Annotated in this window: 18 protein-coding genes and 1 tRNA gene; 8 read left to right on the top strand and 11 right to left on the bottom strand. The window is 66.6% G+C overall.

What is annotated here, in order from left to right:
• The first annotated feature begins 6 nt into the window (after positions 1–6).
• Positions 7–630, top strand: coding sequence for a hypothetical protein (locus ABIA35_RS34300; protein WP_370360728.1), 624 nt, complete (start codon positions 7–9; stop codon positions 628–630).
• 547 nt (positions 631–1177) lie between these two features.
• Here the strand turns inward: ABIA35_RS34300 and ABIA35_RS34295 are convergent.
• From ABIA35_RS34295 to ABIA35_RS34280, 4 genes are all read right to left on the bottom strand, one after another.
• Positions 1178–1921, bottom strand: a complete 744-nt coding sequence (locus tag ABIA35_RS34295; protein ID WP_370360727.1) for an MAE_28990/MAE_18760 family HEPN-like nuclease — start codon at positions 1919–1921, stop codon at positions 1178–1180.
• 7 nt (positions 1922–1928) lie between these two features.
• Positions 1929–3050, bottom strand: a complete 1122-nt coding sequence (locus tag ABIA35_RS34290) for a DUF262 domain-containing protein (RefSeq protein WP_370360726.1) — start codon at positions 3048–3050, stop codon at positions 1929–1931.
• Positions 3051–3810: 760 nt separating this feature from the next.
• The gene (locus ABIA35_RS34285; protein ID WP_370360725.1) at positions 3811–4545 is read right to left on the bottom strand and encodes a hypothetical protein; all 735 of its coding nucleotides are present in this window, start codon (positions 4543–4545) and stop codon (positions 3811–3813) included.
• A complete protein-coding gene (locus tag ABIA35_RS34280; RefSeq protein WP_370360724.1) occupies positions 4524–9050 on the bottom strand; it encodes an RHS repeat-associated core domain-containing protein in 4527 nt (1508 codons plus the stop codon). Before ABIA35_RS34280 ends, ABIA35_RS34285 begins: the two co-directional genes overlap by 22 nt.
• 243 nt (positions 9051–9293) lie before the next feature.
• On the opposite strand from ABIA35_RS34280, the gene ABIA35_RS34275 reads away from it, so the two are divergent.
• Positions 9294–9388 (top strand) — tRNA-OTHER (locus ABIA35_RS34275).
• 58 nt (positions 9389–9446) lie between these two features.
• On the opposite strand, the gene ABIA35_RS34270 is transcribed toward ABIA35_RS34275, so the two are convergent.
• The 4 genes from ABIA35_RS34270 to ABIA35_RS34255 all read right to left on the bottom strand — a co-directional run bounded on the left by ABIA35_RS34270 (position 9447) and on the right by ABIA35_RS34255 (position 13840).
• Positions 9447–11975, bottom strand: a complete 2529-nt coding sequence (locus ABIA35_RS34270; RefSeq protein WP_370360723.1) for an FtsX-like permease family protein — start codon at positions 11973–11975, stop codon at positions 9447–9449.
• Positions 11972–12691, bottom strand: coding sequence for an ABC transporter ATP-binding protein (locus tag ABIA35_RS34265; RefSeq protein ID WP_370336210.1), 720 nt, complete (start codon positions 12689–12691; stop codon positions 11972–11974). The genes ABIA35_RS34270 and ABIA35_RS34265 overlap by 4 nt, the downstream gene beginning before the upstream one ends.
• Before the next feature lie 2 nt (positions 12692–12693).
• Positions 12694–13278 (bottom strand): PadR family transcriptional regulator, encoded by a 585-nt coding sequence (locus ABIA35_RS34260; RefSeq protein WP_370360722.1) that lies wholly within the window; start codon positions 13276–13278, stop codon positions 12694–12696.
• A gap of 166 nt (positions 13279–13444) precedes the next feature.
• Positions 13445–13840 carry a hypothetical protein gene (locus ABIA35_RS34255; RefSeq protein WP_370360721.1) on the bottom strand — a complete coding sequence of 132 codons (396 nt, stop codon included), beginning with the start codon at positions 13838–13840 and terminating at the stop codon, positions 13445–13447.
• A 1057-nt stretch (positions 13841–14897) separates the two neighbouring features.
• On the opposite strand from ABIA35_RS34255, the gene ABIA35_RS34250 reads away from it, so the two are divergent.
• The 4 genes from ABIA35_RS34250 to ABIA35_RS34235 all read left to right on the top strand — a co-directional run bounded on the left by ABIA35_RS34250 (position 14898) and on the right by ABIA35_RS34235 (position 19184).
• Entirely contained in the window at positions 14898–16757 is a 1860-nt protein-coding gene (locus ABIA35_RS34250; RefSeq protein ID WP_370360720.1) for a multicopper oxidase family protein, read from the top strand.
• 193 nt (positions 16758–16950) lie between these two features.
• The gene (locus ABIA35_RS34245) at positions 16951–17277 is read left to right on the top strand and encodes a hypothetical protein (RefSeq protein WP_370360719.1); all 327 of its coding nucleotides are present in this window, start codon (positions 16951–16953) and stop codon (positions 17275–17277) included.
• An 84-nt stretch (positions 17278–17361) separates the two neighbouring features.
• The gene (locus ABIA35_RS34240) at positions 17362–18756 is read left to right on the top strand and encodes a DUF4331 domain-containing protein (RefSeq protein WP_370360718.1); all 1395 of its coding nucleotides are present in this window, start codon (positions 17362–17364) and stop codon (positions 18754–18756) included.
• 107 nt (positions 18757–18863) lie between these two features.
• Positions 18864–19184, top strand: a complete 321-nt coding sequence (locus ABIA35_RS34235) for a phospholipase (RefSeq protein WP_370336222.1) — start codon at positions 18864–18866, stop codon at positions 19182–19184.
• A 31-nt stretch (positions 19185–19215) separates the two neighbouring features.
• Here the strand turns inward: ABIA35_RS34235 and ABIA35_RS34230 are convergent, their stop codons facing one another.
• Positions 19216–19548: a hypothetical protein gene (locus tag ABIA35_RS34230; protein WP_370360717.1), complete on the bottom strand. Its 333-nt coding sequence runs from the start codon at positions 19546–19548 to the stop codon at positions 19216–19218.
• Positions 19549–19977: 429 nt separating this feature from the next.
• Here ABIA35_RS34230 and ABIA35_RS34225 point away from each other — a divergent pair, with 429 nt between their 5' ends.
• Entirely contained in the window at positions 19978–20268 is a 291-nt protein-coding gene (locus ABIA35_RS34225; RefSeq protein WP_370360716.1) for a hypothetical protein, read from the top strand.
• Positions 20269–20301: 33 nt separating this feature from the next.
• Here ABIA35_RS34225 and ABIA35_RS34220 read toward each other — a convergent pair whose 3' ends face one another.
• On the bottom strand, positions 20302–20487 hold the full coding sequence (locus ABIA35_RS34220) for a hypothetical protein (RefSeq protein ID WP_370360715.1): 186 nt from the start codon (positions 20485–20487) through the stop codon (positions 20302–20304).
• Here ABIA35_RS34220 and ABIA35_RS34215 point away from each other — a divergent pair.
• Positions 20466–21008 carry a cell wall-binding repeat-containing protein gene (locus tag ABIA35_RS34215; protein WP_370360714.1) on the top strand — a complete coding sequence of 181 codons (543 nt, stop codon included), beginning with the start codon at positions 20466–20468 and terminating at the stop codon, positions 21006–21008. The genes ABIA35_RS34220 and ABIA35_RS34215 overlap by 22 nt on opposite strands.
• A gap of 19 nt (positions 21009–21027) precedes the next feature.
• On the opposite strand, the gene ABIA35_RS34210 is transcribed toward ABIA35_RS34215, so the two are convergent.
• Entirely contained in the window at positions 21028–21831 is an 804-nt protein-coding gene (locus ABIA35_RS34210) for a hypothetical protein (RefSeq protein WP_370360713.1), read from the bottom strand.
• Positions 21832–21932 lie beyond the last annotated feature (101 nt).

Raw genomic sequence — 21932 nt, 5'->3', positions numbered from 1 at the left:
CAGCAGATGGCCGGGATCGACGACATCCTCGCCGAGCAGGCACGACGTCTGGCCGAGCGGGAGTCACTCCAGGACAGGCTCACTCCTGTCCTGGAGGACTTCGTAGCTCGGGCGACCGGGGAACAGGCGGCCTGCTTCGCCGCCGCCTGCGCGGAACGCGCGGCGGGAATCCTGCTGTGGAATGCCGCTTCGGAAGGGCGCCAGGCCGAAGCGGACGTCTATCTGCGGGCGGTGGAACAGCTCTGGACGGATCCAACCGAGAGCCCTGCGGTCACGCAAGACGACCTACAACGGCTGTACGAGCTGTCGCACCATTACGAGCCCGGCGGCAAGGCCGCGGGTTTCGCCGAGCTCGCCGCCAGAGTCCTGTGGTCTGCCCTCGCCGTCACGGAGAAGGGGGAGCCGTCCGCGGCCCGCTCGGTGTCGTCCACCACGTTGAAGATCGCCTCGGGCCTCGAAAAGGCGACGGGAACCTCGCTGGAGGCCGATGAGGCCGACCGCCAAGCAGCCGACATGCGGAGCCTGATCGAGGAAGGGAGCGCCGAGGAGCTGAAGGCGACGCTGCGGGAGCAGTCCCGCGCCGTCGGCCGTGACTGGCTCGCACTCGCACAGGACTACGTGAGGTCCTGAGGCGGCGAGTGGTGCGGTAGCGCAGCCTGTACCCGTGGCCAGAGCTTGTCGGGTCACCTGGTGTCGGTGGGGCCGCCGGGTCGAATGGGTCAGTGGCCCGCCTCGAACCAGACTGCGCGATCGTGCCGCACAGCCGTTCAGTTGCAGCCTCAGTTGAATTTGCGACATATGCGGAGGGTCACTGAGAGCGGCTCATTCCTCACGCGATGAGGTTCACCCGGCGTTAGCAGAGGCTTCCGCAGCCCTCGCGACGGCCATCGATGAACCTCGAAAGCGTGTGCGGTGCAAGCCTCGCGTTCTGCTACGCCCGAACGATCCGCCCAGTTGCCATTGCCGTCTCCGTGGCAGTTCGTGACGATTCGATCGCCAGTCGGGACTTTTATGGACAGGACGTCGACACCCATAGAAGTGTTCCGACACGGTGCCGGCGTCGCGCTGAATTACCCCGGTCGCGTGTGGCACAAGTCAAGTAAGCGGCCAGGAAAAGCCTAAAGAAGCCCACTGACGCGGCACGGCGTAGATACGCGCCCGGCTTCGCCCGACAGCATCATCCCAGTGAACAGCAGTACCTAATCCTCTCGCCCACCACAGTAGCGATCGCGCCTGCGACATCTCGCAGGAAATTGATATACTCAACCACCTCGACCGCAGTTGGCTTAACATCGCGATCACCATGCGCAATCTCGTTTCGCCGGTCAACGATCTCGTCAAGCTTCATCCGAACATCGAATGCCGCACACCCGTTACCGCTGGAAGCGGCCTCAGAGTCCAGAGAGGCCTGAATGCCAGCCGTCAGTCCGGCGACGTCCAGTAGTACGAAGACCTGGTCCAAGGTCTCAGGACGCGCGTTCGTCAATTGCTTCGCCAAGATCCTATCCGACATAAGCGCCGGGTTGATGGTTCGACCGTCCTCCCATAACGGGCCATAGGCGGTGAAAAGTTTTCGTATGCGGCGGCTTCGTTCAACGCCTTCGCATGCGGCGATCTCCACGAGCCGATCTCTGGTCATAATCTCGAGGAGCCCGTCAGGAACCCTGCGATTCGGAGGCTTGGCTTCCCGGATGGAGTCGATTAGCTCCGTTAGTGCGAGCTTCACAAATCCTTCGAAGTGCGCCACCAGCATAACCACACATGCCCGAGTCGATGCGTTGGCGAGGGCACGCCCTGTTTCGTTCTCCAAAGGCGTACCGGTTCCCAAAGCAGCCATCGCATTAGCCTGGTTGAGCAGGATATCAACTTCGACCAGGCTGTCATAGAATTCTCCGAGCGCTTCAATCTTCGAAGAAGTCATAATTGCGCTACCCGTCAGCGAGGCTTGGAAGTCGGCACGGCACGCCCAGCGCGATCAAGCCGTCCGCAAAGCTTTTCACTCTACCGTGCATGCGCGCTCGATCAGCCGTGGCACGACCAATATCAGCCAGAAATTCGCTATCGGTCAACAATCTGTCTCGTAAATCTCGAACACCCGTCGATCGCTCCACGGCAATGCGACGATCAGCAAAGGCGAGCGGTAGCATCACGGCATCGAATAGCGCTCGGTTAAAAGCAGTGTCCTGCCCTCCGCGCACCAATTTAAAAGCATCGGCACCAAAAATCTCGTATACGGTATCGCACGTTTCGTCGAACACCTTGACAGTACCTTTTGAAGGCGTCGACGTGCGATGGCTGCGCATATACTGGTTAAGGCACTGGCGCAAAGGCGGCTTATAATCACTGATGCCATCATAGAGTGCGAAGAACCTGAGGGCGAGCTCCTCGTACGCCATCCTCGAGTTCTTGATCCCACCAAGAATGCGCTCAAACGAGTGGAGGTCGGCCACATTCTTGAGGAAAGAGTTGAATGCGCCACGGTAGATACAATTACGAAGTTCCTGTTCATGTAGCGTGGCAGATCCAGTGTTCAAGCGCTCAAATACATCAAACTTGATATCTGGATGCGAGTCGGCAGTGATTACTACACATCGGATAGTTCGACTCGCAAGTCTTCTCGCATCCTTGGGCGACAACTCATCATAGCGCTTTCCCTCGAGCTCGCTCATAACCGGGACGCCACGGAGCCGAAACTTATTACTTAGGAAATCATTCACCGAGGTGACGCGCTGCGCGCCATCAATCACCTCGTAAGTGCCGTCATCATTCTCCGCGAAGTAGCATACCGGAACCGGAATATTCAGCAGGAAGCTCTCGATAAGACGACTCGCCTTCGCGCGATCCCAGACGTATTTACGCTGATAGGCGACATTGAGCAACAACTGCCCCTTCTCAATATCACTCACCAGGGTCGCCAGGGACAGGTCATAGGGCTGAGTGACCAACCGTCGCTCGCCAAGTGGAACGACGAGGGCATCATGCTGGTCGGCGGTGACGTCGTCATCTTCGCCATGATCTTCCATATCGAACAACGCGTTTACATCAGACATGAGGCCTCCTTGCCGTAAGCCACGCAACTTGCAGATAGTAGCGGATCACAATCGTGTTGTAACCTCATTTGGCTATGCGCCACCCAGCCAAGACCTCTCACCTGCACACACGACCGCTTCTCACTCGGGCGTGGACCTATCGGTCTCGACAAGTGTCGTATGGCGTAGCCATCGATGGCCACGCTAGGCATTCGGCGGGGGACGGTTACGGCCGGGTTCCCAGGTGATTAGTCCAGCAACGTACGGTCCTTCCCGGCCGGAGACAGGCTCAAAAGCGAACGGCTTAGGGCGACAAAGGCGCGTCCAGTTGCAGTCTCAGTTGCATTTGCGACGGTTTCACGGGGCCGCAGAGGTCGACTAGCTCCTCGCGCGTCATGAACCGCGCGGCGCCAGTGGCCTTCCGCAACTCTCGCAGCAGTAGTCGACAAGCCTCGAAAGCGTGTGAGGTGCAAGCCTCCGTGGGTTCAAATCCCACCGTCACCGCTTACGGCGAGCCTCTGACCTGCGGAAATGCAGGGCAGGGGCTCGCTTGTTCGCCCGCCCGGCCTAGGCTCATCTTCCAGGGTTGCATTCCGGTTGCATCTCTGTCAGAGCACGCCGTGGACGCTCTCCCAGCTCATCATGCTCCCCGGGGTCTGGAAGTCTCGCGAGGAAGGCGTGTGTGGTCGGCTCTGTCGAGTGCGAACAGCGTTGCTGGATACGGCTGCCAGCTAACGCTGAGCTGCACGTATCGCACTCCTTACCTACGCCGACAGCCACACTACGGCTTACGCGACAAGTCCCGCACGGCCTCCACGGTCTCCCCGATTCCCCTTACCAGGCGCTCGCCCTCGGCAGCCGATGAGCTCACGCGGTAGCCGCCCTCCTCAGGGCCCCTAGCCACGACCACTTCAGCAGCCGACATGTCGTACGGGTCCGCCGCAAGTCTGAGCGTGAACATCGAGAGGTACGGAAACATTCCTCCGGTGACGTCGTCAGCGTGCAGAGCGGTCAGCAGGTCGCGATACGTCTCCGCTTCCTGATCTGTCAGGACAATCTTCCATTGGGCAGGAACCGGCGTCCCATCCTCGTATCCCTGACTGATCGGGGGGTATTCCAGGAAAGGGAACCGCGCCGTCAGTTCTCTGAGCTTCACCCCGGTCCGCCACGCCGCCAACATCCGGGCAGCCTCGGCTAGGTCTGGCGTGCTGCCGGAGACCCAACCGGGATCTCTGAAGGGCTGTCCCGCCGAGATTGAGAAGCGGTGGCTGTCACCCCCCAGCAGCACCGCCATAGCACCCCGGTCGGCTGTCAGACGCGCCGTGGTGAACGCCGACCGCCCCCATTCGTTCTGCACCTTGATCTCACCCAGATCGAGATGCTCGGCATGGGCTACTTGACGCAGCGCGGCGGCCAGCCCCCCGGCCTCGATGAGGTCGGGGTAGAGATCGGCATTAAGGGCATCCGCGGGAGTGAGTCCGTCCGGGGTCCGGGCTAGACTTCCTCCAATATCCATGCTTTCTCCCACTTCGGGTCGTACCACTGGGGTTCGTCCGGGAAAATCCGGCCGTTCTTGTCATAGAAATGTATCGAATCCCAAGACCGCTGACCGTGGATGACGGAGCGGGCAGCCCATCCCATCTCTTGTTCGGTCGCCTTCGCTCCGGGTTTGAGGCCGGCGACGGCCATGCCCTCGAATCCTTCCGGCCCGAATCCCTCGGTGAGCACGTGAATGGTCTTGGCAGGATTGCCCAAGTCCGACCGAACGGCGCCTTGCCACGTGTCCTGGTACTGCTCGGACATGTAGTGCTGGAATCCGTTCTTCTCCGCCCACTCCTTGGCGCCGTGGCCCTGGAACCCCAAACCCGTATCGGTCTTGACGCAGGCCAGGCCAAGCGGGTCGATCCAGGTCAGAGGGTTGACGACGTAGGCATGGTCGTTGGGGGCCGGAGCTAGTCCGAGAGGGTCGGGGCTGAGATACGCGGCCGTGTCTGGGTCGTAGTAGCGGTTGAGGTTGTAGTGCAGACCGGTTTCGGTGTCGTGGTACTGCCCCGCGAAGCGTAGTGGGCAGTCCGTGCCATGGTCCGCGGTGGTTGAGAGCGTGCGGCCCCACAGGCCGGTCACCGTACGCCAGGCGATCCGGCCATCGGCGGTCACCAACTCGGTCGGCGCCCCGGCCAGGTCGGTGATGATGGCATAGAAGGCCTCGTCGACCACGCGCTGTTCGGCATCGGCGCCCCGGCTTCGGCGGCGCTGCGCAGCCGGGGCGAACGTTCCCGGCTCGTAGTCCCATGTGAGGGTCGTAACGGTGGCGTCCGCATCGACGGCGGATTGCTCGGCCAGTCGGACACCGTCCCAAACGAACGCAACGCGCTCGGTTTCCACGCCGTCCGGCGAGATTCGGGTCTTGGCCGTCCGTCGGCCGAGGGGGTCGTAAGAGTAGTGCCATGTCGCCCCGTCGGGAGTGACGACCTGAACGAGCCGGTCCTCGCCATCCCAGCTGTACGCCCAGACCTTGCGGCGGCCGTCGAGAGTGCGCCGCACAGCCCGGACGAGCCGACCAGCCGCATCGTGTTCGTAGCGTGTGCGGCCAGCCTGGCGAATCAAGGTCCGCTCGGTCTCGAAGACGGCGGTACCGTTCGCATCTCCGTCGAGGCTCGATGCGGCCTGCGAAAGATTGCCGAAGGCGTCATAGGCGTATGACTCGGTCCAGGTTCCGGCATCGACTCCCTGGACACGGCCTACCGAATCAGCCGTATACCGCCGGGTCCCCGACAGGGAATCACGGATCTCGACAGGTATCCCGTCGGAGCGGTAATCCCACTCACGCCCGAACACCAGCCGTTCGGAGGCGGCGGCGTCCGGCCCCGAAGCGCCTGATCGATCCCCTGCCCACAGACGCAACCCGCCGAGCCGCCCCGCCGCGTCGAGTCGCCGTTCGAGACGGGCACCGCCTGCGAAAGCCCGCTCAACCTCCCGCCCCGCGGCGTCGTGGAGGAAGCTCAGTTCCGTGCCGCCGGCCTGCAACGCTGCGGGCCGGCCCGCGGCGTCATAGGTCCAGGTCGAAGTCACGCCGGCGGGCGTGGTTCGCCGGACCCGCCGCCCCGCACGATCGAACTCATACGCCGTAGTACGGCCGTCGACGGTCTCGGAGACCACCCGCCCTGCGGCATCGCGGGCATACACGATCTCGCTGCCTGGCCCCGTAGCACGCAGCAACCGGCCCATGGCGTCGTACTCGTAGCCGAACTCTCCGTCCGGAATACGACGCCGCGCCACCAGGCCGTTCGTGTCCCGCTCGAACTCGACGCGACCACCAGCCGCGTCTGTTCGCAGACGCATCCGGCCGGATGCGTCATATACGTAGTCGACCGTTCGACCTATGAAGTCCGTTTCCGATACCAGCCGGCCAGCCAGATCGTGAGCATAGCTCCACGCCGCACCTGCCGCGTTGGTCACGCGTATCGGCCGCAGTTCGGCGTCGAAAGCGAACTCGTAGCGGTTGCCGTCAGCCTCCATTCGGGCAGTGACGGTGCCGAAAGGCCCGTTCTCGTAAGCAGTCACCGCGCCGCCGGGCGACGTCAGCGACAGCAGCCGTCCCTCCGCGTCATAGGCCCACTCAGTGCGACCTCCGTCCGGCTCGACGCGCCAGGTCGGCCGCCCTTCCACGGTCCACGCGCATTCCGTCACCGCCCCCATGGGATCGGTCACGCGGACTACTCGGCCGAACGCGTCCCGGACCAGGTGGGTAACCGCACCCAGTGGATCGACAAGCGTCAGCGGGAGACCCGCGGGATTCGTCTCGTAACCGGTCACCGCGCCGAGGGCATCGGCCGCACTCAGCAATACGCCGCGGTCCCCGTACTCGAACGTCGTGGTGGCGCCCGTAGGATCGGTCACCGTCAGCAGGTTGCCCCGGTGATCGTAGTGGCGGTGCCACTCGGCGCCATCCGGCAGCCGGATCACCGCGACCTTGTGCAACGACGTGTACTCGGCCACCACGGCTGTGCCGTCGGGCCGTCGCCCGGCGATTGTGTCGCCACGCTCGTCGATCTCGTACACAGAGCTGTTGCCGAGGGCGTCGGTGCGGCGGAGCAGCCGGCCTTCGAGGTCGTATTCGGTGAAGACAGTGTTGCCGAGCGGATCAGTCTCCGAGAGCACGTGGCCGGCGTCGTCGTACCGGAAGATGGTCGCGTTGCCGAGGCTCGAGGTGTGGACGGTGGTCCGTCCGTCGATGTCGTAGACGAAGGTGCCGGACATGAATCCGCCGTCGCCGCTGGTTCGCACGACTCGGCCGAGGGCGTCGTACTCGTAGACATAGCGGTAGCCGACGCGGTCGATCCACGCGGTGATCCGGTCGGAGTCGTCCCACGTATAGCGGAGTGGTAGGTCCGAGGAGTCGACTACTCCGGTGAGGCGTCCGCGTTCGTCGTAGCTGAACTTCTTGACGTCGATGCCGTTCTCGGTACCGTCGTGCAGCCGTAGCCCCGCTATGCGCGGACCGGTGGCAGTCAGCACGGTATCCACATCTATGCGATAGGCCGGATGCTCCACCGCAATCGGCGTGCCGCGCGCGTCCCGCAGAAAGTTGATGCGGTTACCGTTACGGTCCGATATGGCCGTCAGGTCACGGATCTGGCCGTGCTCGTCTTGGTAGTGGACTGTAGCGAAATGTCTGGCGATTCCAGTGAACGGGTCGAAGATGCGGATCTCGTCGGCTTCGCGGTCCCAGCTGAGCGGCCAGCGATTCCCGCGCCCCGGTAGGACGTCCTCGCCCTGTCCGGGAACCGGATAGTCCAGACGCTGAGCGTCATCACCGGCGAAATGGACGCCGGCCTCGTTGACCGACAGGCGCTGATCCATGGTGGAGGCCCAGCCTGGACCGAATAGCCGACCCATGCCGTAGCCGGAGCTGTATGCACGGCGCAACACCACCGGCAGCGTGCCCGGCAGCGTCAGGTCGGTCTCATCGGTGAGCATCCAGCCGGACACCACATCGATGGGGTCGTCCTTGCAGATGGCCGGACCGTTGCCTTCCGCAGTGCGCGCCTCGGCCCCAGCGGCCCCCTCCGCACCTTCCTCGGCTTCCCGGCCAAGCCTTCCCGCCAACTTGCCGCCAAGCGAACCGATGGCTTTGCCGCCGAGGAAGGTGAGGCCGAGCATGCCGGCGCCCATCAGCGCGTCGCCCCAGTGGCCCTGCATCGCGTCGCCGGCGATCTCCAGACCGGTGCCGGCCAGTGCGATCAGGTTGTCGGCCTCGGCCAGGCCCGCGGTGATGACGTCGACGCCGGGAATCCACGAGGTGGCCAACGCCAGCACGTCCAGAAACGGTGCGAGGTCGTTGGCGATCTCGGCGATCTTGCCGCCCCACTCGGCCAGGTCCGCACCGATGTGCTCCCACCAGTGCTTGTTGTGGATGCCGTCCGACTGGGCGTGGCCTATCGCCTTCGCGCAGTCCTTCGCGGCGGTGATCCTGTCGTCGTAGGCGTCCTCAGCTTGCCTGGCCAGGTCGGTCATGCGGGCCTTGGCGTTGTTCAGGCTGGTCTGCGCGGTGTCGTGCGCCGTTTGGGCGTCGGTGACGGCCTGCGGGTTAGGGCTGGCGGCATGGTTCTGCTGCGCCGTCTTCAGATCGGCCGCGGCGTTTGTGGCATTGGTGGTCGCACGCTGCAAATCGGCGTGCGCATCCTGCGCCTGGCGCAGCGCCAAGTCGGCCTTGGACTGGGCGGCCTGCAACTTGGGCGCATAGGCCGACAGCGCGTCGGAGGCCTCGCTGTATGAGGTGTACAGCTTCTGCAGGCGTCCTGGCAGAGGACCATAGTTGGACTTGAACGCATCAGCGGTCTGGCCGACCCACTCCAGAGCAGCAGCGTCAGAGCCGAACGAGTTCAGGCTCCGGTAAGCCGACTCCACATCGTGGGCAAAGTCCCCGAACTCCTTGGCGAGCGCTTGTACTGACTCCACTACACCAGGCGTCGGATCCCCATCCAGGCCCAGAATGTCCCAGCCGGTTGGACGCACCATAAGTGAACCCCTCCCCGTGTCCCACCAGTCAGGCGCACTGCTATAACAGAGCCCTGCCAGAGCGTGATCACCCCGTGGGAGTCTACTCAAATGATCCGCCAGCCGCTGGTCCGGTGAGGGCAGGGATGAGCGGCGATGAACTCTGGCTGTTGGCCGGTCAAGGTTGCATTCCGGGTTGCATTCCTTAGTTCACGCCTGCTTCGCAGGAGCGAACCACTGTCGCATGCCTTCGCTCCGCCGCAGGTCGGCAAATGCATGCGAAGCCTGCGATACGCCCTCTCGAACCTCGAAAGCGTGTGAGGTGCAAGCCTCCGTGGGTTCAAATCCCACCGTCACCAACTGAGACAGAGTCGGAGCCAACTCGCCAACGCCCTGCCCGACTGCCCTACCCCCGCCCTACTCCAGTGCCTGCCGCCCGATCGACCGCGGCTCCCGCCCGGCGAACACCCACCCGCCGACCGCGGCCGCCACGGGAATGCCGACCACGATCAGCAGCAGGTCGGTCACCGGCACGTCGTGCATCTGGGCACTGAGTTCGTCCTGGTAGTAGCAGACGATCCCCACGTAGGCGACCAGCGTGCCCAGCACCGAGGACAGCAGCCCCAGTGCCCCGGCCGTCGCCGCCGTGATCGCGCGGCGTGTGCGGCGGCGCGCGCCGGTGGCGGTCAGGGTGCGCAGGTCGCCGGTGGTTTCGCTGCGGACCAGGCCGACGGTGGTGGCCAGGATGCCCAGGGCGAGGAGGATTCCGGTTGCCGAGGCGAAGCCGAGGACTTGGTTCAGGGTGGGGATGTTGTTGCGGGTCTCGATGGTCACGGTGTGCTGGGCGGCCAGGCGGCGGGCGGTCGCCGCCTCGGTGTCGGTCAGTGGTTTGGTGGTGTGGATCAGCCAGTTGTCGGCGGTGGTTCCGAGGTGCATGAGGTCCACGGCGTGCCGGGTCAGCACCAGGTTGGGTTCGGAGGTGCCGGTGGGCAGCTGTGGGAAGTACTGGATTTTCGGGTGGGGGAAGGGGGTGGGGCGCGGCCCGTCGGGCTGGGGGCCCTGGGGGTGCGGGATGACGTCCAGGTCCGCCACCTGGTTCAGGCGCTGCCTGGCGGTGATGATCATCGTGTCCGGGTTGATGGCGGCCGGGTCGATTCCGTAGTGGCGCAGTAGTTCCGGGGTGGCCACGTAGACGACGCCGTTGCTGCGGCAGCTGCGGCCGCCGTGTCCGGCCGAGCACGTGCCGACGCCGGCCTCGGCGACTTCCAGCGGCAGGATGTCCGAGGAGCCGACGGCGGTGCCGATCGCCGTGGCAGCGGCCTGATCCTGGGCCGCTGGGGTGGCGGTCGTGGCGGTCGTGGCGGTCGTGGCGGGCTGTGGCGTCGAGGGGCCGAGGCCCTGGGCCGCGTCCGAGGAGCCGCCGGCGACGATCAGGGCGTTGTACGGCAGGTTCGGCCCGACGTAGTCGACGCTGTCCGAGAAGCGGCCGGCGGTGATCAGGATGACCATCATCGCCATGTAGACCGCCACCGAACTGGCCGCCAGTGCCGGTCCCGACCGCGAGCGGTAGCGGGCCACGTCCCGGAACGCGACGCGCGCCGCGAACGGCATCCGGCCGGCGATCGTGCCCAGCGCCCCGGCGGCGAGCGGCGCCACCGAGATCAGCCCGAATATCGCGCACAGCAGGGCGGCCAGCACCCCGGCCTGCACCCGGCCGCCGCCACCGGCCGCGACCCCGCCGCCGGCCAGCATCAGCACCACGGAGGCCGCCAGCAGGACCGCCGGCTTCCAGGCGGTGCGCGCGATCGGCTTGGGCGGCATCGGCCGGCGGGCGAGCGAGGCGACCACCGACATCTGCGCGGCGTCGCGCGCCGGCCGGCGGGCGGCCAGCGTCGCGGTGACGACCGCCAGGACCATGGCGGTGCCGATCAGCCACCACGGCACCTGGCTCCAGGACACGTGGTGGTTGACGCTGGCCGAGAAGCCGGGCGCGTAGGCGATCCAGACCGCCAGCCCGAGTACAGCCCCCGCGATGGCCCCGGCCACGCCGACCACCGTGCCGTTGGCGACCATGACCCGGCGCACGTCGCGATCGGTGGCGCCGAGCGAAGCGAGCATCCCCAGGGCGCGCTGACGACGCTGGGCGAGGACCGTGAATCCGGCCACTGACACCAGGCCCACGAAGACCAGCCCGACGCAGGTGAAGATCAGGACCAGGAAGGCCGGCGGGATGCCGGACGGCGTCTGCGGTGAGATCGGCTGGACGTGCTGTGGGAAGGCGAAGCCCGCGAGTGAGTCGGCTGTGGCGTGGAAGAGCACGGTGGCCTGCACCGGCCCGGTCAGGGTTCCCGGGGCGACCAGTGCGAAGGCGTCGCCGAGGTTCCAGGGGTTCTCCACGGTGCCGACGACGTCGTAGTCGTGTCCGGCGGCCTTCCAGACGTCGCCGATGCGCAAGCCCAGCTGCGATGCCAGATTCGCGGTCAGCGCGATCTGGCCGACGCCGGTCGGCCAGTGCCCGGAGCGCAGGGCGAGCAGCGGATGCCCGAACAGACCGTTCGGGTCCTGCGACCGCAGCTGCGCGCCGCCTTTGGCCCCAGTGGCGACGTCCTGATTCTCGATGACGTCGACACCGCCGAAATGCTTGCGGACGGCGTCGATGTCGCCGGCCAGGCCGGCGCTGCCGCCGTCGCCTTCCAGCACGACCTGATGAGAGGCGGTACCGAACGTGGACGTCGGCGGAACCGGTGTGTTGGTCAGGACCGCGCCGCCCAGCGTCGTCACCGCCACCGCTGTCGTGATCAGTGCCAGGACCAGGATCTGCTGGCGCCACTCGCGGCGGAACAGCCGCCAGGCCCAGCGCCGGACGGCCCGCTTGGCCGGTCGGCCACCGCGCGCCGGGCGATCGGCGCGCTCCCGTTCGAGCACCGCGGCAGGCGCGGCGCTCACCGTCCGCTCCCCGGAGCCGACTCCAGCAGCGACTCAGGACGCTGGCGCGACGTCTGGTCCACGATCCGGCCGTCGCGGATGAACACGACACGGTCGGCCCACGCCGCGAGCTGCGCGTCGTGTGTCACGAACACCGCGGCCACACCCCGCTTGCACGCGGCCACCAGCAGCCGCATCACCGCCTCGCCGTTGGCCGAGTCCAGCGCGCCGGACGGCTCGTCGGCCAGCAGCAGGCCGCGCTCGCCCACGATCGCGCGGGCGATCGACACCCGCTGGCGCTCGCCGCCCGACAGCTGGTCGGGGAAGTGGCCCGCGCGGTCGGTCAGCCCGAGCGACTCCATAGCGCTCAGGGCTGCCACGCGCGCCTTTCGGGCCGGGACACCGTCGAGCTCCAACGGCATCGCGACGTTCTCGGCCGCGGTGAGGCCCGCGAGCAGGTTGTAGTCCTGGAACACGTAGCCGATGCGGCGGCGGCGCAGCGCGGCTTTGGCGTCACGGCTGAGCGAGGTCAGCGACCGGCCGTCGATGAGCACGTCGCCCTCGGTCGGATCCTCCAGGCTGCCGGCCACGGTCAGCAGCGTGCTCTTGCCCGAGCCGCTGGGGCCCATGACGGCCACGAGCGAGCCGGCCTCCACGCTCAGGTTGACGCCCTGGAGGGCGTGCACCTCGGTCGATCCGTCGTTGTAGGACTTGGAGACGTTCTTCAGCTCGAGCATGATCAGCGCACCCCCACGCGGCGTCTCAGTTTCGGCATCCCGGCCGGGGCCTCCGGAAGGGGTCCGACGGCGGCGCGCTTGATGCGGCCGTCGGCGGAGTCCAGCCAGCGCACGACCGAGTCCAGACGGAACAGCTCGGCGTCCACAGCCAGCGCGAACCCCAGATCGGCGCCGTCATCGTCCTCCTTCAGGTGTGTCCACTGCTGCATCAACTCGACGAGATAGTGGCGGTGCACCTGGATCACCTCGTGCACGTCGACATCAGGCAGCCGCAGTGACACCAACACCTTGACGACAAGCTCGTCACGTGGCGGCAGACTCAGATCCGGAGGCGTGCGCAGCCAGGCGGCGAGCTCGCCCGAGCCCTCGACGGTGATGCGGAAGGACTTCTGCGTGCCGGCCTCGCCGTCGCCGTCCTCGATGGGTTCGACGAGGCCGTCACGCTCCAGACGCTGGAGCGTGGTGTAGACCTGGCCGACGTTCAACGGCCAGACCTCGCCGGTGCGCGCCTCGAACTCCTGGCGGAGTTGCAGGCCGTATTTCGGGCCCTCCCTGAGCAGGGCCAACAGGGCGTGTCGGAAGCTCATCGGATCTGGCGCCTCGCCGTCTCAGGCTCTCGCAGCAGTAGCATACTCGGTATACTACTGCTGGGAATCGGGTGCGGGTCAAGGCACTGCGTCACCGTTGCCACCAAGCGGCCCGGGCATCACAACGGATGCCGGGGCCGCAGCCAAGTCAGGCGTGGATGATCAGTCAAAGATTGATCGGGTAGAGATGAAGGTCTGGCGCGGTAAAGGCGATCGTCGAGCCTGCAACCACCTCTGACCGGCGCTCAGACGGCTCGATCATGATGACGTCCGTTCCTACACGGATGCTCACCACGGGATCGTCATCGCTGCCGTCGTCGATGACGGTCGCGACGATACGCACGCCAGCCTTCAGTTCGTCTCCGCCCTCGATGCTGTTCGGGGACGGCTTGTCAAGCATCTGCCACTCGCTGATCTCGTCGGGGATGTCGAACTCGACGTGGACTCGCCCGAGTGAGGCGGGTTTCGGGTCCGACCATGTTCCAGTAGCCGTTCCTACATCGCTACGGAACCGAACGCGTTGGTTCGGGGTGTCGAGGATTTCAGAGATTTCGATTTCCATCACTTCGCTCCGAGCGGAACGCGCACCATCGTGCCTTCCAAAGACAGCCCCTGATCTGCGGAAGCGCAGGGCAGGGGCTGTTCTGTTGGCAGCCTCTGCCGCCGGGGCGGTGAGGCCGGCGCCCGACGTACGACGTCAGGCTATCGTGTGCCGGGTAAGCGGAGTTCGGGCCCTGCGGAGGCTGATAGCCCACTGCATGCAAACGGCGCTGCAGGTCATGGCACATCGTCGACAGCCAGTCGGCGTGGGACAGCCGTCTGGCGGGAGCACACCGGACCCCAACTCCGATGCCGCCACATGTGGGGGCGATCAGGGGGGACCTGGGCAGCAGACGTGTCGTGGCGGCGCCGATGCCACTGCACCGCCGGTGATCAGTGCGACGCGCGCTCCGTCGCCCGTGATGTGCCCGGTCATACCGGGGACGCCCCGGCGACATCCCGACGCCATAAGAATGCTAATAGACAGATTGTTGCGACACGCAGATGCCGCGCAATTCTCAGTCAGTTCCTGGAACGAACATCGGCCAGCTCTATGCTCGGCGTAGACATATCGCGTCGGCGCAAAGTTGTTTTGCTCGCATCGCGGATCTGCCGGCGACGGAGTCTGCTGCGATACCGCAGGTGGCTGGCGCCGCATTCTTCCAGGAAGGCCTGCCATGTCGGAGAGAGCGAGTGCTGACCTGTTCAGCTCGGCGCAGGTGAGTCGTCGTCGGCTTCTTGTCGCGGGATTGGGTGCTGCTTCGCTTGCCGCGCTTGATGGTTTGATTCCGGCGCAGAGTGCCATGGCTTCGGCGCTGCGGCCGCAGAATCCGCTGCCGGGTGCGGACATCCCGAAGTATGTCACTTCGCTGGCGACGTTCAGTGGGAAGCGGGTCGGGGCTTCGTCGATGACGACGTCTTTCGTGGAATTCCCGCAACTGGTGCTGCCGCGGTGGATGTATCCGCGTCGCTATTCGCGCGGTACCTGGGTGTGGGGGTATCAGGTCGCGGATCGGCCCGCTAGCTGGCCCGGGTGCACTGTCGAGGCTTGGGAGGGGCGTCCTACGACGGTGCGCTACGTGAACCGGTTGCCCGGGTGCGACCGTGGTTCGCAGGTGGCGCCGCTGCTCACGGTCGACCAGACGCTCCACTGGGCCGATCCGCTGAACCAGATGGGTTCCAAGGATCCGTATCGCGGGCCGTTCCCCGCTGCCCCGCATCTGCACGGTGGCGAGGTGCCCTCCGCTGTCGATGGCGGGCCGGAGTCCTGGTTCACCTCGACCGGTATTCGGGGCGCTGGGTACGCCACGAGCTATCCGGCGCGGGCGAACGAGGCCGTCTACGTGTATCCGAACGCCCAGCCGGCGACCACGCTGTGGTTCCACGACCACGCGCTCGGGGTCACCAGGCTCAATGTGTTCGCCGGGCTCGCCGCCTTCTACCTTGTCCGGGACCGGTACGACACCGGCTGCCACGACAACCCGCTGCGGCTTCCGGCGGATCCGTACGAGATCGAGCTCGCGATTCAGGATCGGCAGTTCGACACCAACGGGCAGCTGCTCTTTCCCGACGGGACGAACAAGGCGGCCGATCTGGTCATCAACCCGCCCAACCCTGTCGCGCACCCGTACTGGATCCCCACGTTCGGCGGTGACGCGATGACCGTCAACGGCCGCACCTGGCCGGTGCTCGCCGTAGAGCCGCGGCGCTACCGCTTCCGGTTCCTGAACGGGTGCAACGGCCGGTACCTCTCGATGAACCTCACCGACGCGCCGAACGCGGTGCGGTCCAACGCGCCGTCCGCGGTGCGGTTCTGGCAGATCGGTACCGACGGCGGGCTGCTCGACACCCCCGTGGAACTCAATCCGCCCGGCGGGTCGGGGCCGGGTGGGCATCCGCTCATGCTCGCGCCGGCGGAGCGGGCCGACGTGATCATCGATTTCGCCGGGTTGGCGGGTGCCTCTCTGATCCTGACCAACTCCGCGCTTCGCTCGTACCCCCTCGGCCCGGCCCCGGACCCGTCGCTGGACGGGCAGATCATGCGGATCGACGTCACCCTCCCGCTCTCCGGCCGGGACAGGACGTACGACCCGGCGACCGGTGCCCGGCTGCGCGGTGGTCCCGGACTGCCGGCGCCGGTGGTCCGGCTCGCCGACCCCGGCAGCGGGAAGGTCGCTCGCGGCGTGACGGTGAACGTCACGCGCCAACTGCTGGTCAACGAGCCGGAGACGGTCGAAGGCTGCACGCCGGCGCCGCCCGGCGGCCCCGGGACGCTCATCGCACTGGTCAACAACAGCCTGTGGACCGGCCTGCGGGCCGGCACCAAGACCCCGATCAGCGGCTCCAGCCAGGACCGGTACGGCCAGGGCCTGTGGCTGACCGAACTTCCGCGGGTCGGGGCCACCGAAGTCTGGGAGCTGCTCAACGGCGCGATGTTCTCCCACCCGATGCACCTCCACCTGATCCAGTTCCAGGTGCTCAACCGGCAGTACGCCAACACCGACGCGTATTTCGCCGACTGGGCCAAGGACTTCCCCGGCGGCACCTACGAAGGACAGCTCTGCGACGGCACCCTGGGCGAGGTCAAGTACCCGCCCGGCGAGGTCATCCCCGGCTACGGGCCGCCCCGGGACTACCTCACCCCGAACGCCGACGGCGCGATCGGCGGCAACCGGGCGTTCAGCCCCTACCTGGTCGGCCCGGTCATGCCGCCGACCCCGAGCGAGGCGGGCTGGAAGGACACCGTCAACATCAATCCGCACCAGGTGACCAGGCTGATCGCCCGTTGGGCGCCCAGCGCGACGCCCACCGGCGCCGTCGCGCCCGGCGAGAACCTCTTCCCCTTCGACCCCACCGAGGGACCGGGCTACGTCTGGCACTGCCACATCATCGATCACGAGGACAACGAAATGATGCGGCCGTACGCCCCGACGGGCTGAGGCGCCAAGGCGCTCCCATGTAGCTCCCATGTAGCTCGCATGTGGCGGAGACATCGGCTAAACGGGTGCATTACCCGAAGACGCATCGCAATCAGCATATTGCCGAGCATTGAGCAGCTCTAGAACTGTCTTGGCCATTCGATCGCAACACATCCCCGCGCTCTCACGCGCTGTGGACAGAAAGAAGGCAGCAATGGAATCCGACATGCAACACGAGCTCGCCCTGTCGCGCAGGGGCCTGGTGCGCAGTGCGGCGGGTGCCGCCGTCCTGGGCACGGCGGCGGTGGTTTCCGCACGCACCCCCGCGCAGGCGCACACGTCGCCCGAGAACCCTTCGAGCGGCCACCGGACCCCCACGGCGGCCTTTCCGGCCCGGGACGACCGCCCCGCGGCCGGCGAGACCGTCGTCGTCCACGTGCGGGACGCGCGGACCGGTGACCTCGACCTCTACGTCGGCGACCGCCACGTGCGGGTGCGCGACCGGGACCTGGCCTCGCGCCTGATCGCCGCCGCGCGCTGACGCCCGACCACCCCTCCACACCCGCCGAGTAGCCCGGCGCTCTGACTCCCTCCCCACCTCCGCTCAGTAATCGAGGCCCCTCTCATGTCCTCCCATCGCGAAGCCCCCGAGATCTCCAAGGACCCGGTCGCCGACAGTACCGACGTGTACGCGTTCGTCAGCCCGAACGCGCCGGACACCGTCACGCTGATCGCCAACTACCTGCCGTTGCAGGGTCCGGCCGGCGGGCCGAACTTCTACGAGTTCGGTGACGACGTCCTGTACGAGATCCACATCGACAACACCGGCGACGGCCGCCCGGACGTGACCTACCAGTTCCAGTTCAAGACCACCGTGGCCAACCCCGACACCTTCCTGTACAACACCGGCCCGATCCTGTCGCTGGACAGCACCAACTGGAACCGGCGCCAGACCTACACCGTCACCCGCGTCGACGCCGACGGCCGCTGCACCACCCTGGGCCGCGACCTGGCGTGCCCGCCGTGCAACATCGGTCCGCTGTCCACGCCGGACTACCCGGCCTTGGCACAGATGGCCGTGCACAACCTCGGCCGCGGCCGCACGGTCTTCGCCGGCCAGCGCGCCGAGGGGTTCTACGTCGACCTCGGGTCGATCTTCGACCTCGGGAACCTGCGCCCGTTCCAGAACCTGCACACCACCTTCAACATCCCCGGCCTGGTACTGCCCGCCGAGCAGGGCGTCAACGCCACCGCACAGGTCAACGTGCACAGCATCGCGATCCAGGTGCCCATCAAGGACCTGACCCGCGACCGCTGGCACGGCGGCAACCCGTCGGACCCGCGCGCGGTGATCGGCGTGTGGACCAGCGCCAGCCGCCGCAAGGTCACCGTCCGCGAGGTCGAGCCGGGCCGGGACGAGGAGAACGGGCCGTTCGTCCAGGTCTCCCGCCTGGGCAACCCGCTGTTCAACGAGGTCCTGGTGCCGATGGCACGCAAGGACGAGTGGAACGCGCTGCCGCCGTCCGACGACAAGCAGTTCGCCCAGTACGTCGCCCACCCCGAACTGGCCGCGCTGCTGCCGGTCCTGTACCCCGGCGTCTTCCCGAACCTGGCCGCCCTGGACGCCGCCGGCACCGCCCGCGCCGACCTGCTGGCGATCCTGCTCACCGGCATCCCCTCCGGGATCATCCCCGGCTTCCAGAACAACACCGGCGACGTCCAGGCCGACATGCTCCGCCTGAACACCGCGATCAAGCCCACGGCCAACCCCAACAACCTGGGCCTGCTGGGCGGCGACCTCGCCGGCTTCCCCAACGGCCGCCGCGTCGCCGACGACGTCGTCACCATCGAACTGCGCGCCATCGCCGGAGTCACCTACGCCCTGGTGGCCACCTACACCCCCGACGCGGCAGCAGGCGTCGTGACCGACTTCACCCCGCCGGTCCCGGGCTTCCCCGCCTACCTGGCGAACTTCCCGTACCTTCCCGTGCCCTACAGCGGCTACAACTTCATGCCCTGATCAGCCACGTCACGACCATGATGCGGCGCCCGGGGGTGGTCAGTCCGATCACCCCCGGGCGCCCTCACATCCACCATCGGAAAAGAACGAAAGAGGTAGAGCCGCCGATGAACGAGCACAACCATGGTCCCTCCGCGGTCGGCAGCGTCGTGTTGAACCTCGGCGGCGACATCGGTGCCCTGATCATCCAGGCCGAGGCAGACCTGCTCGGTGTGGAAATCGAGATCAGCCCGCTGGATGGCACCGGCGAGCCCCACCGCACCCACTCCATGGTTCGAGAACGCCAAACCGTGCCGCAGCCCCGCTACGACGCCGTCTACCCGGACGTGCAGGCCGGCCGGTACACGATCTGGCGCGATGCCACGACCCCGGCTGGGACCGTCACCATCAGCGGTGGGCAGATCACCACGTACAAGCTCACCGCGTAGTGCCCAGTCGGACACCCTGAAGGCGATCCCGCTACGGAAGATTCTCGATCAGTTCTCTCATTTCCGGAGGGCACTGCGCCAGAACACCCCGCACCGAGCCCTTAACGGAGCGGATCGCCGCGATGATGATCGGGTCATCCACTCGGTCGTCCAAAGCGTCGCTGAGCATCCCGAGCGGCGTGAGCACTGAGGTCTGCACAGCGATCGGCAGCGCGTCCATGTACGCGTAGTCGTCGGTGAGCACCAGATCCACCAGAGCGGTAGCCGCTCCCCGGACGGCGTCCATGTCATGGCGCGCTGCTTCCGCAGCGTAGGTCTCAAGGTCGCTCGGCCCCAGGCTGAGGCTGTTATAGCTCGGCGGCATAGGACGACCTCTACCACGTGACCCCGAGTACGTTGAGAACTGGCTGGCAGTTCACATCGCACGGGTGCGGGACGCTGTTGCCATGCGGACTCGGTTCGGGACTCGCGAGACCGCGAACCTGCACGATGCCGTCTATGTGCCCGTCGAACGCCCCCGCGGGCCCTTCTGCATCCTCTGCGAGGATCCGAACCAAAACTGTTCAGACTCCGATACGCCGCCTCCACATCATGGGCGAAGTCCCCGAACTCCCTCGCCAACACCTGCACCGACTCCACCACACCCGGCGTCGGATCCCCATCCAACCCCAGAATGTCCCACCCAGACGGACGCACCATCGATGAACCCCTCCCCCGTGTCCCCGCTAGTCAGGCGGGAAGATAGACAGGACGCTGCCATAACTGTGATCGCCCGGAGCGGGAGTCCACTCAGTTGAACCAGATGCTCTACACGAAGCAGGGTGCACCGATTCAGGTGTCGGGGGACAAGCTGTTCGACAAGACCGGTCGCCTGGTCGGCCGGCGCGACGGCGACACGGTGTACGCGCCCGATGGGCGGTACGCCGCGACGCTCGTCGACGACGGCGCGGGTGGGCGGCTGGTCTTCTTGACGCGCTATCAGGGCTTGAAGTCGCACGCCTTCGTGCCGATGCGGATCGCCGCCACGGCGGCCGCGCCTAGGATCGCCGCGGTGATCGTGGGCGACGAGCCGTTCGGCTTGTAGCTGGGAGGCTTGTAGCTGGGAGGCGTGCGGCTCTCACTGCTGCAACCGCCCGTGAACCCTGGCCGCGATCTCGCTCTCCACGGTGGGCGAGACGGCCATCGGGCCGCCGAATACGGTGACCGCCTTCAAGTACGGCGCCATGGCGCTCAGTGCGGCGCCCACCGCGTCCGGCAGGGTCTGCGGGGCGGTCAGCAGCAGTGGTTCTGCCGTCGTCCCCACCGCCCCCGCCTCCAGTTACTCAGCCCTCTGTTAAGCGCATCGGCGGCAGCGACAGGTACCAGACCTCGCTGCTGGTCTCGCAGGCGCAGTGGAAGGACGGCAGCGCGAACGCCGTGGTCCTGGCGCGCGGCGATCAGGCTCCTGACGCTCTGGCAGGCGTCCCGCTGGCCGCGCACGTCCACGGCCCGCTGCTGCTCACCGATCCCAGCACTCTGGACCGGGCCACCAGCGCCGAGATCGCCCGGGTCACCGGTGGTCCCGCGCCTGACAAGACCGTCTACATCCTCGGCGACAACGCGGCGGTGTCGTTCCCGGACGCCCTGACCGGAGGCGCCTATGCGGCCAACGCCGGTATGCCGCTGCTGATCACTGAGAGCGACGCGTTGGCGGCGCCGACTCTTCAGCAGTTGTCGGGCTGGGCCAATGCGCTGACCGCCGTCACCGTCTTCGGAGGGGAGAAGGCCGTTAGCAGCGGTGTCTTGTCCGAGATCGTCTCTGCGGTGAAGGGCAAGGTGCAGTAGCCGACACTGCTGCAAGCGTCTACGAAGGCCGCGGCCCGAAGTCCTCCAGGACCTGGCGGGTAAGCCTTCGCATCTCCAGTGCGCGGGAGTCGTGCTGTGCGCAGTACGGCTCAAGCCGCTGGTCCAGGCTCTGCAACGCTTCGCGCGTCGCGGCATCGCCGCGGTCCAGCGCGTCGAGGAGGACGTCGTCGGTGAGCGCAATAAGGGTGCTGAGGAGGCGGCCGAGTTCTTCCTCCACCTCGGCCCCGGGCAGCGGTGCGCCGCCTGAGTCCCCGGTGATGAACCTGGCCGGGCGTTCCAGCTGCCAGCCCGCCACTCGGTCGCTCTCGATGAGCAGGAAGCAGCCCTCTGTCAGGCGGACTCGTCGTCGGTCCGGGGGACGGGTCGGCGACTCCGGCTGTGGCAAGTCCGGCGGCTCGTAGCGGAGGATCAGCGTGGTCCCCGCCGGGTCGATCCAGCGAGCGACGCCTTCCGCTCGGGTGAAGTCCCCGGGAGTGGCAAGTTCGATACTCCCGGTGACCGTCGGTGCCTGCGCCCAAGCCTCGGGATCCTCTTTCGGACAGTTGTCCGCGGGCAAGGACACGGTGATCGCCACCAACCGCGACGAGGTGCGGTCGAACCTCCAGTACTCGGCAGCGTCCCAGAGCCACTCGCTGCTTCCGGTCGTCTCGGCCAGTCGCGCTTCAAAAGACCGATCGCCGTCGGTCGCCAGGGACAGTTCCAAGCTGTCCAGGCGCAAGGCCGGCCGCGCGGCGAACGGCTCGCCCGGAACGATAAGGGCGAGAGTCCCCGGGGCGAGCTCGATCGGATCGGCGGCGGCCACGAAGCCATCTTTTCGCAGATCAGGGCTCTGTTTTCAAGCGCTTGCCGGTTGACACCACGGCTCCCGCCGCCCGAAAATCCTCCGCATCGGCGATTTCGCCA

This window comes from Catenulispora sp. MAP12-49 (assembly GCF_041262705.1).
Lineage (GTDB): Bacteria > Actinomycetota > Actinomycetes > Streptomycetales > Catenulisporaceae > Catenulispora.
This window is presented reverse-complemented; position numbering and strand designations above follow the sequence as displayed.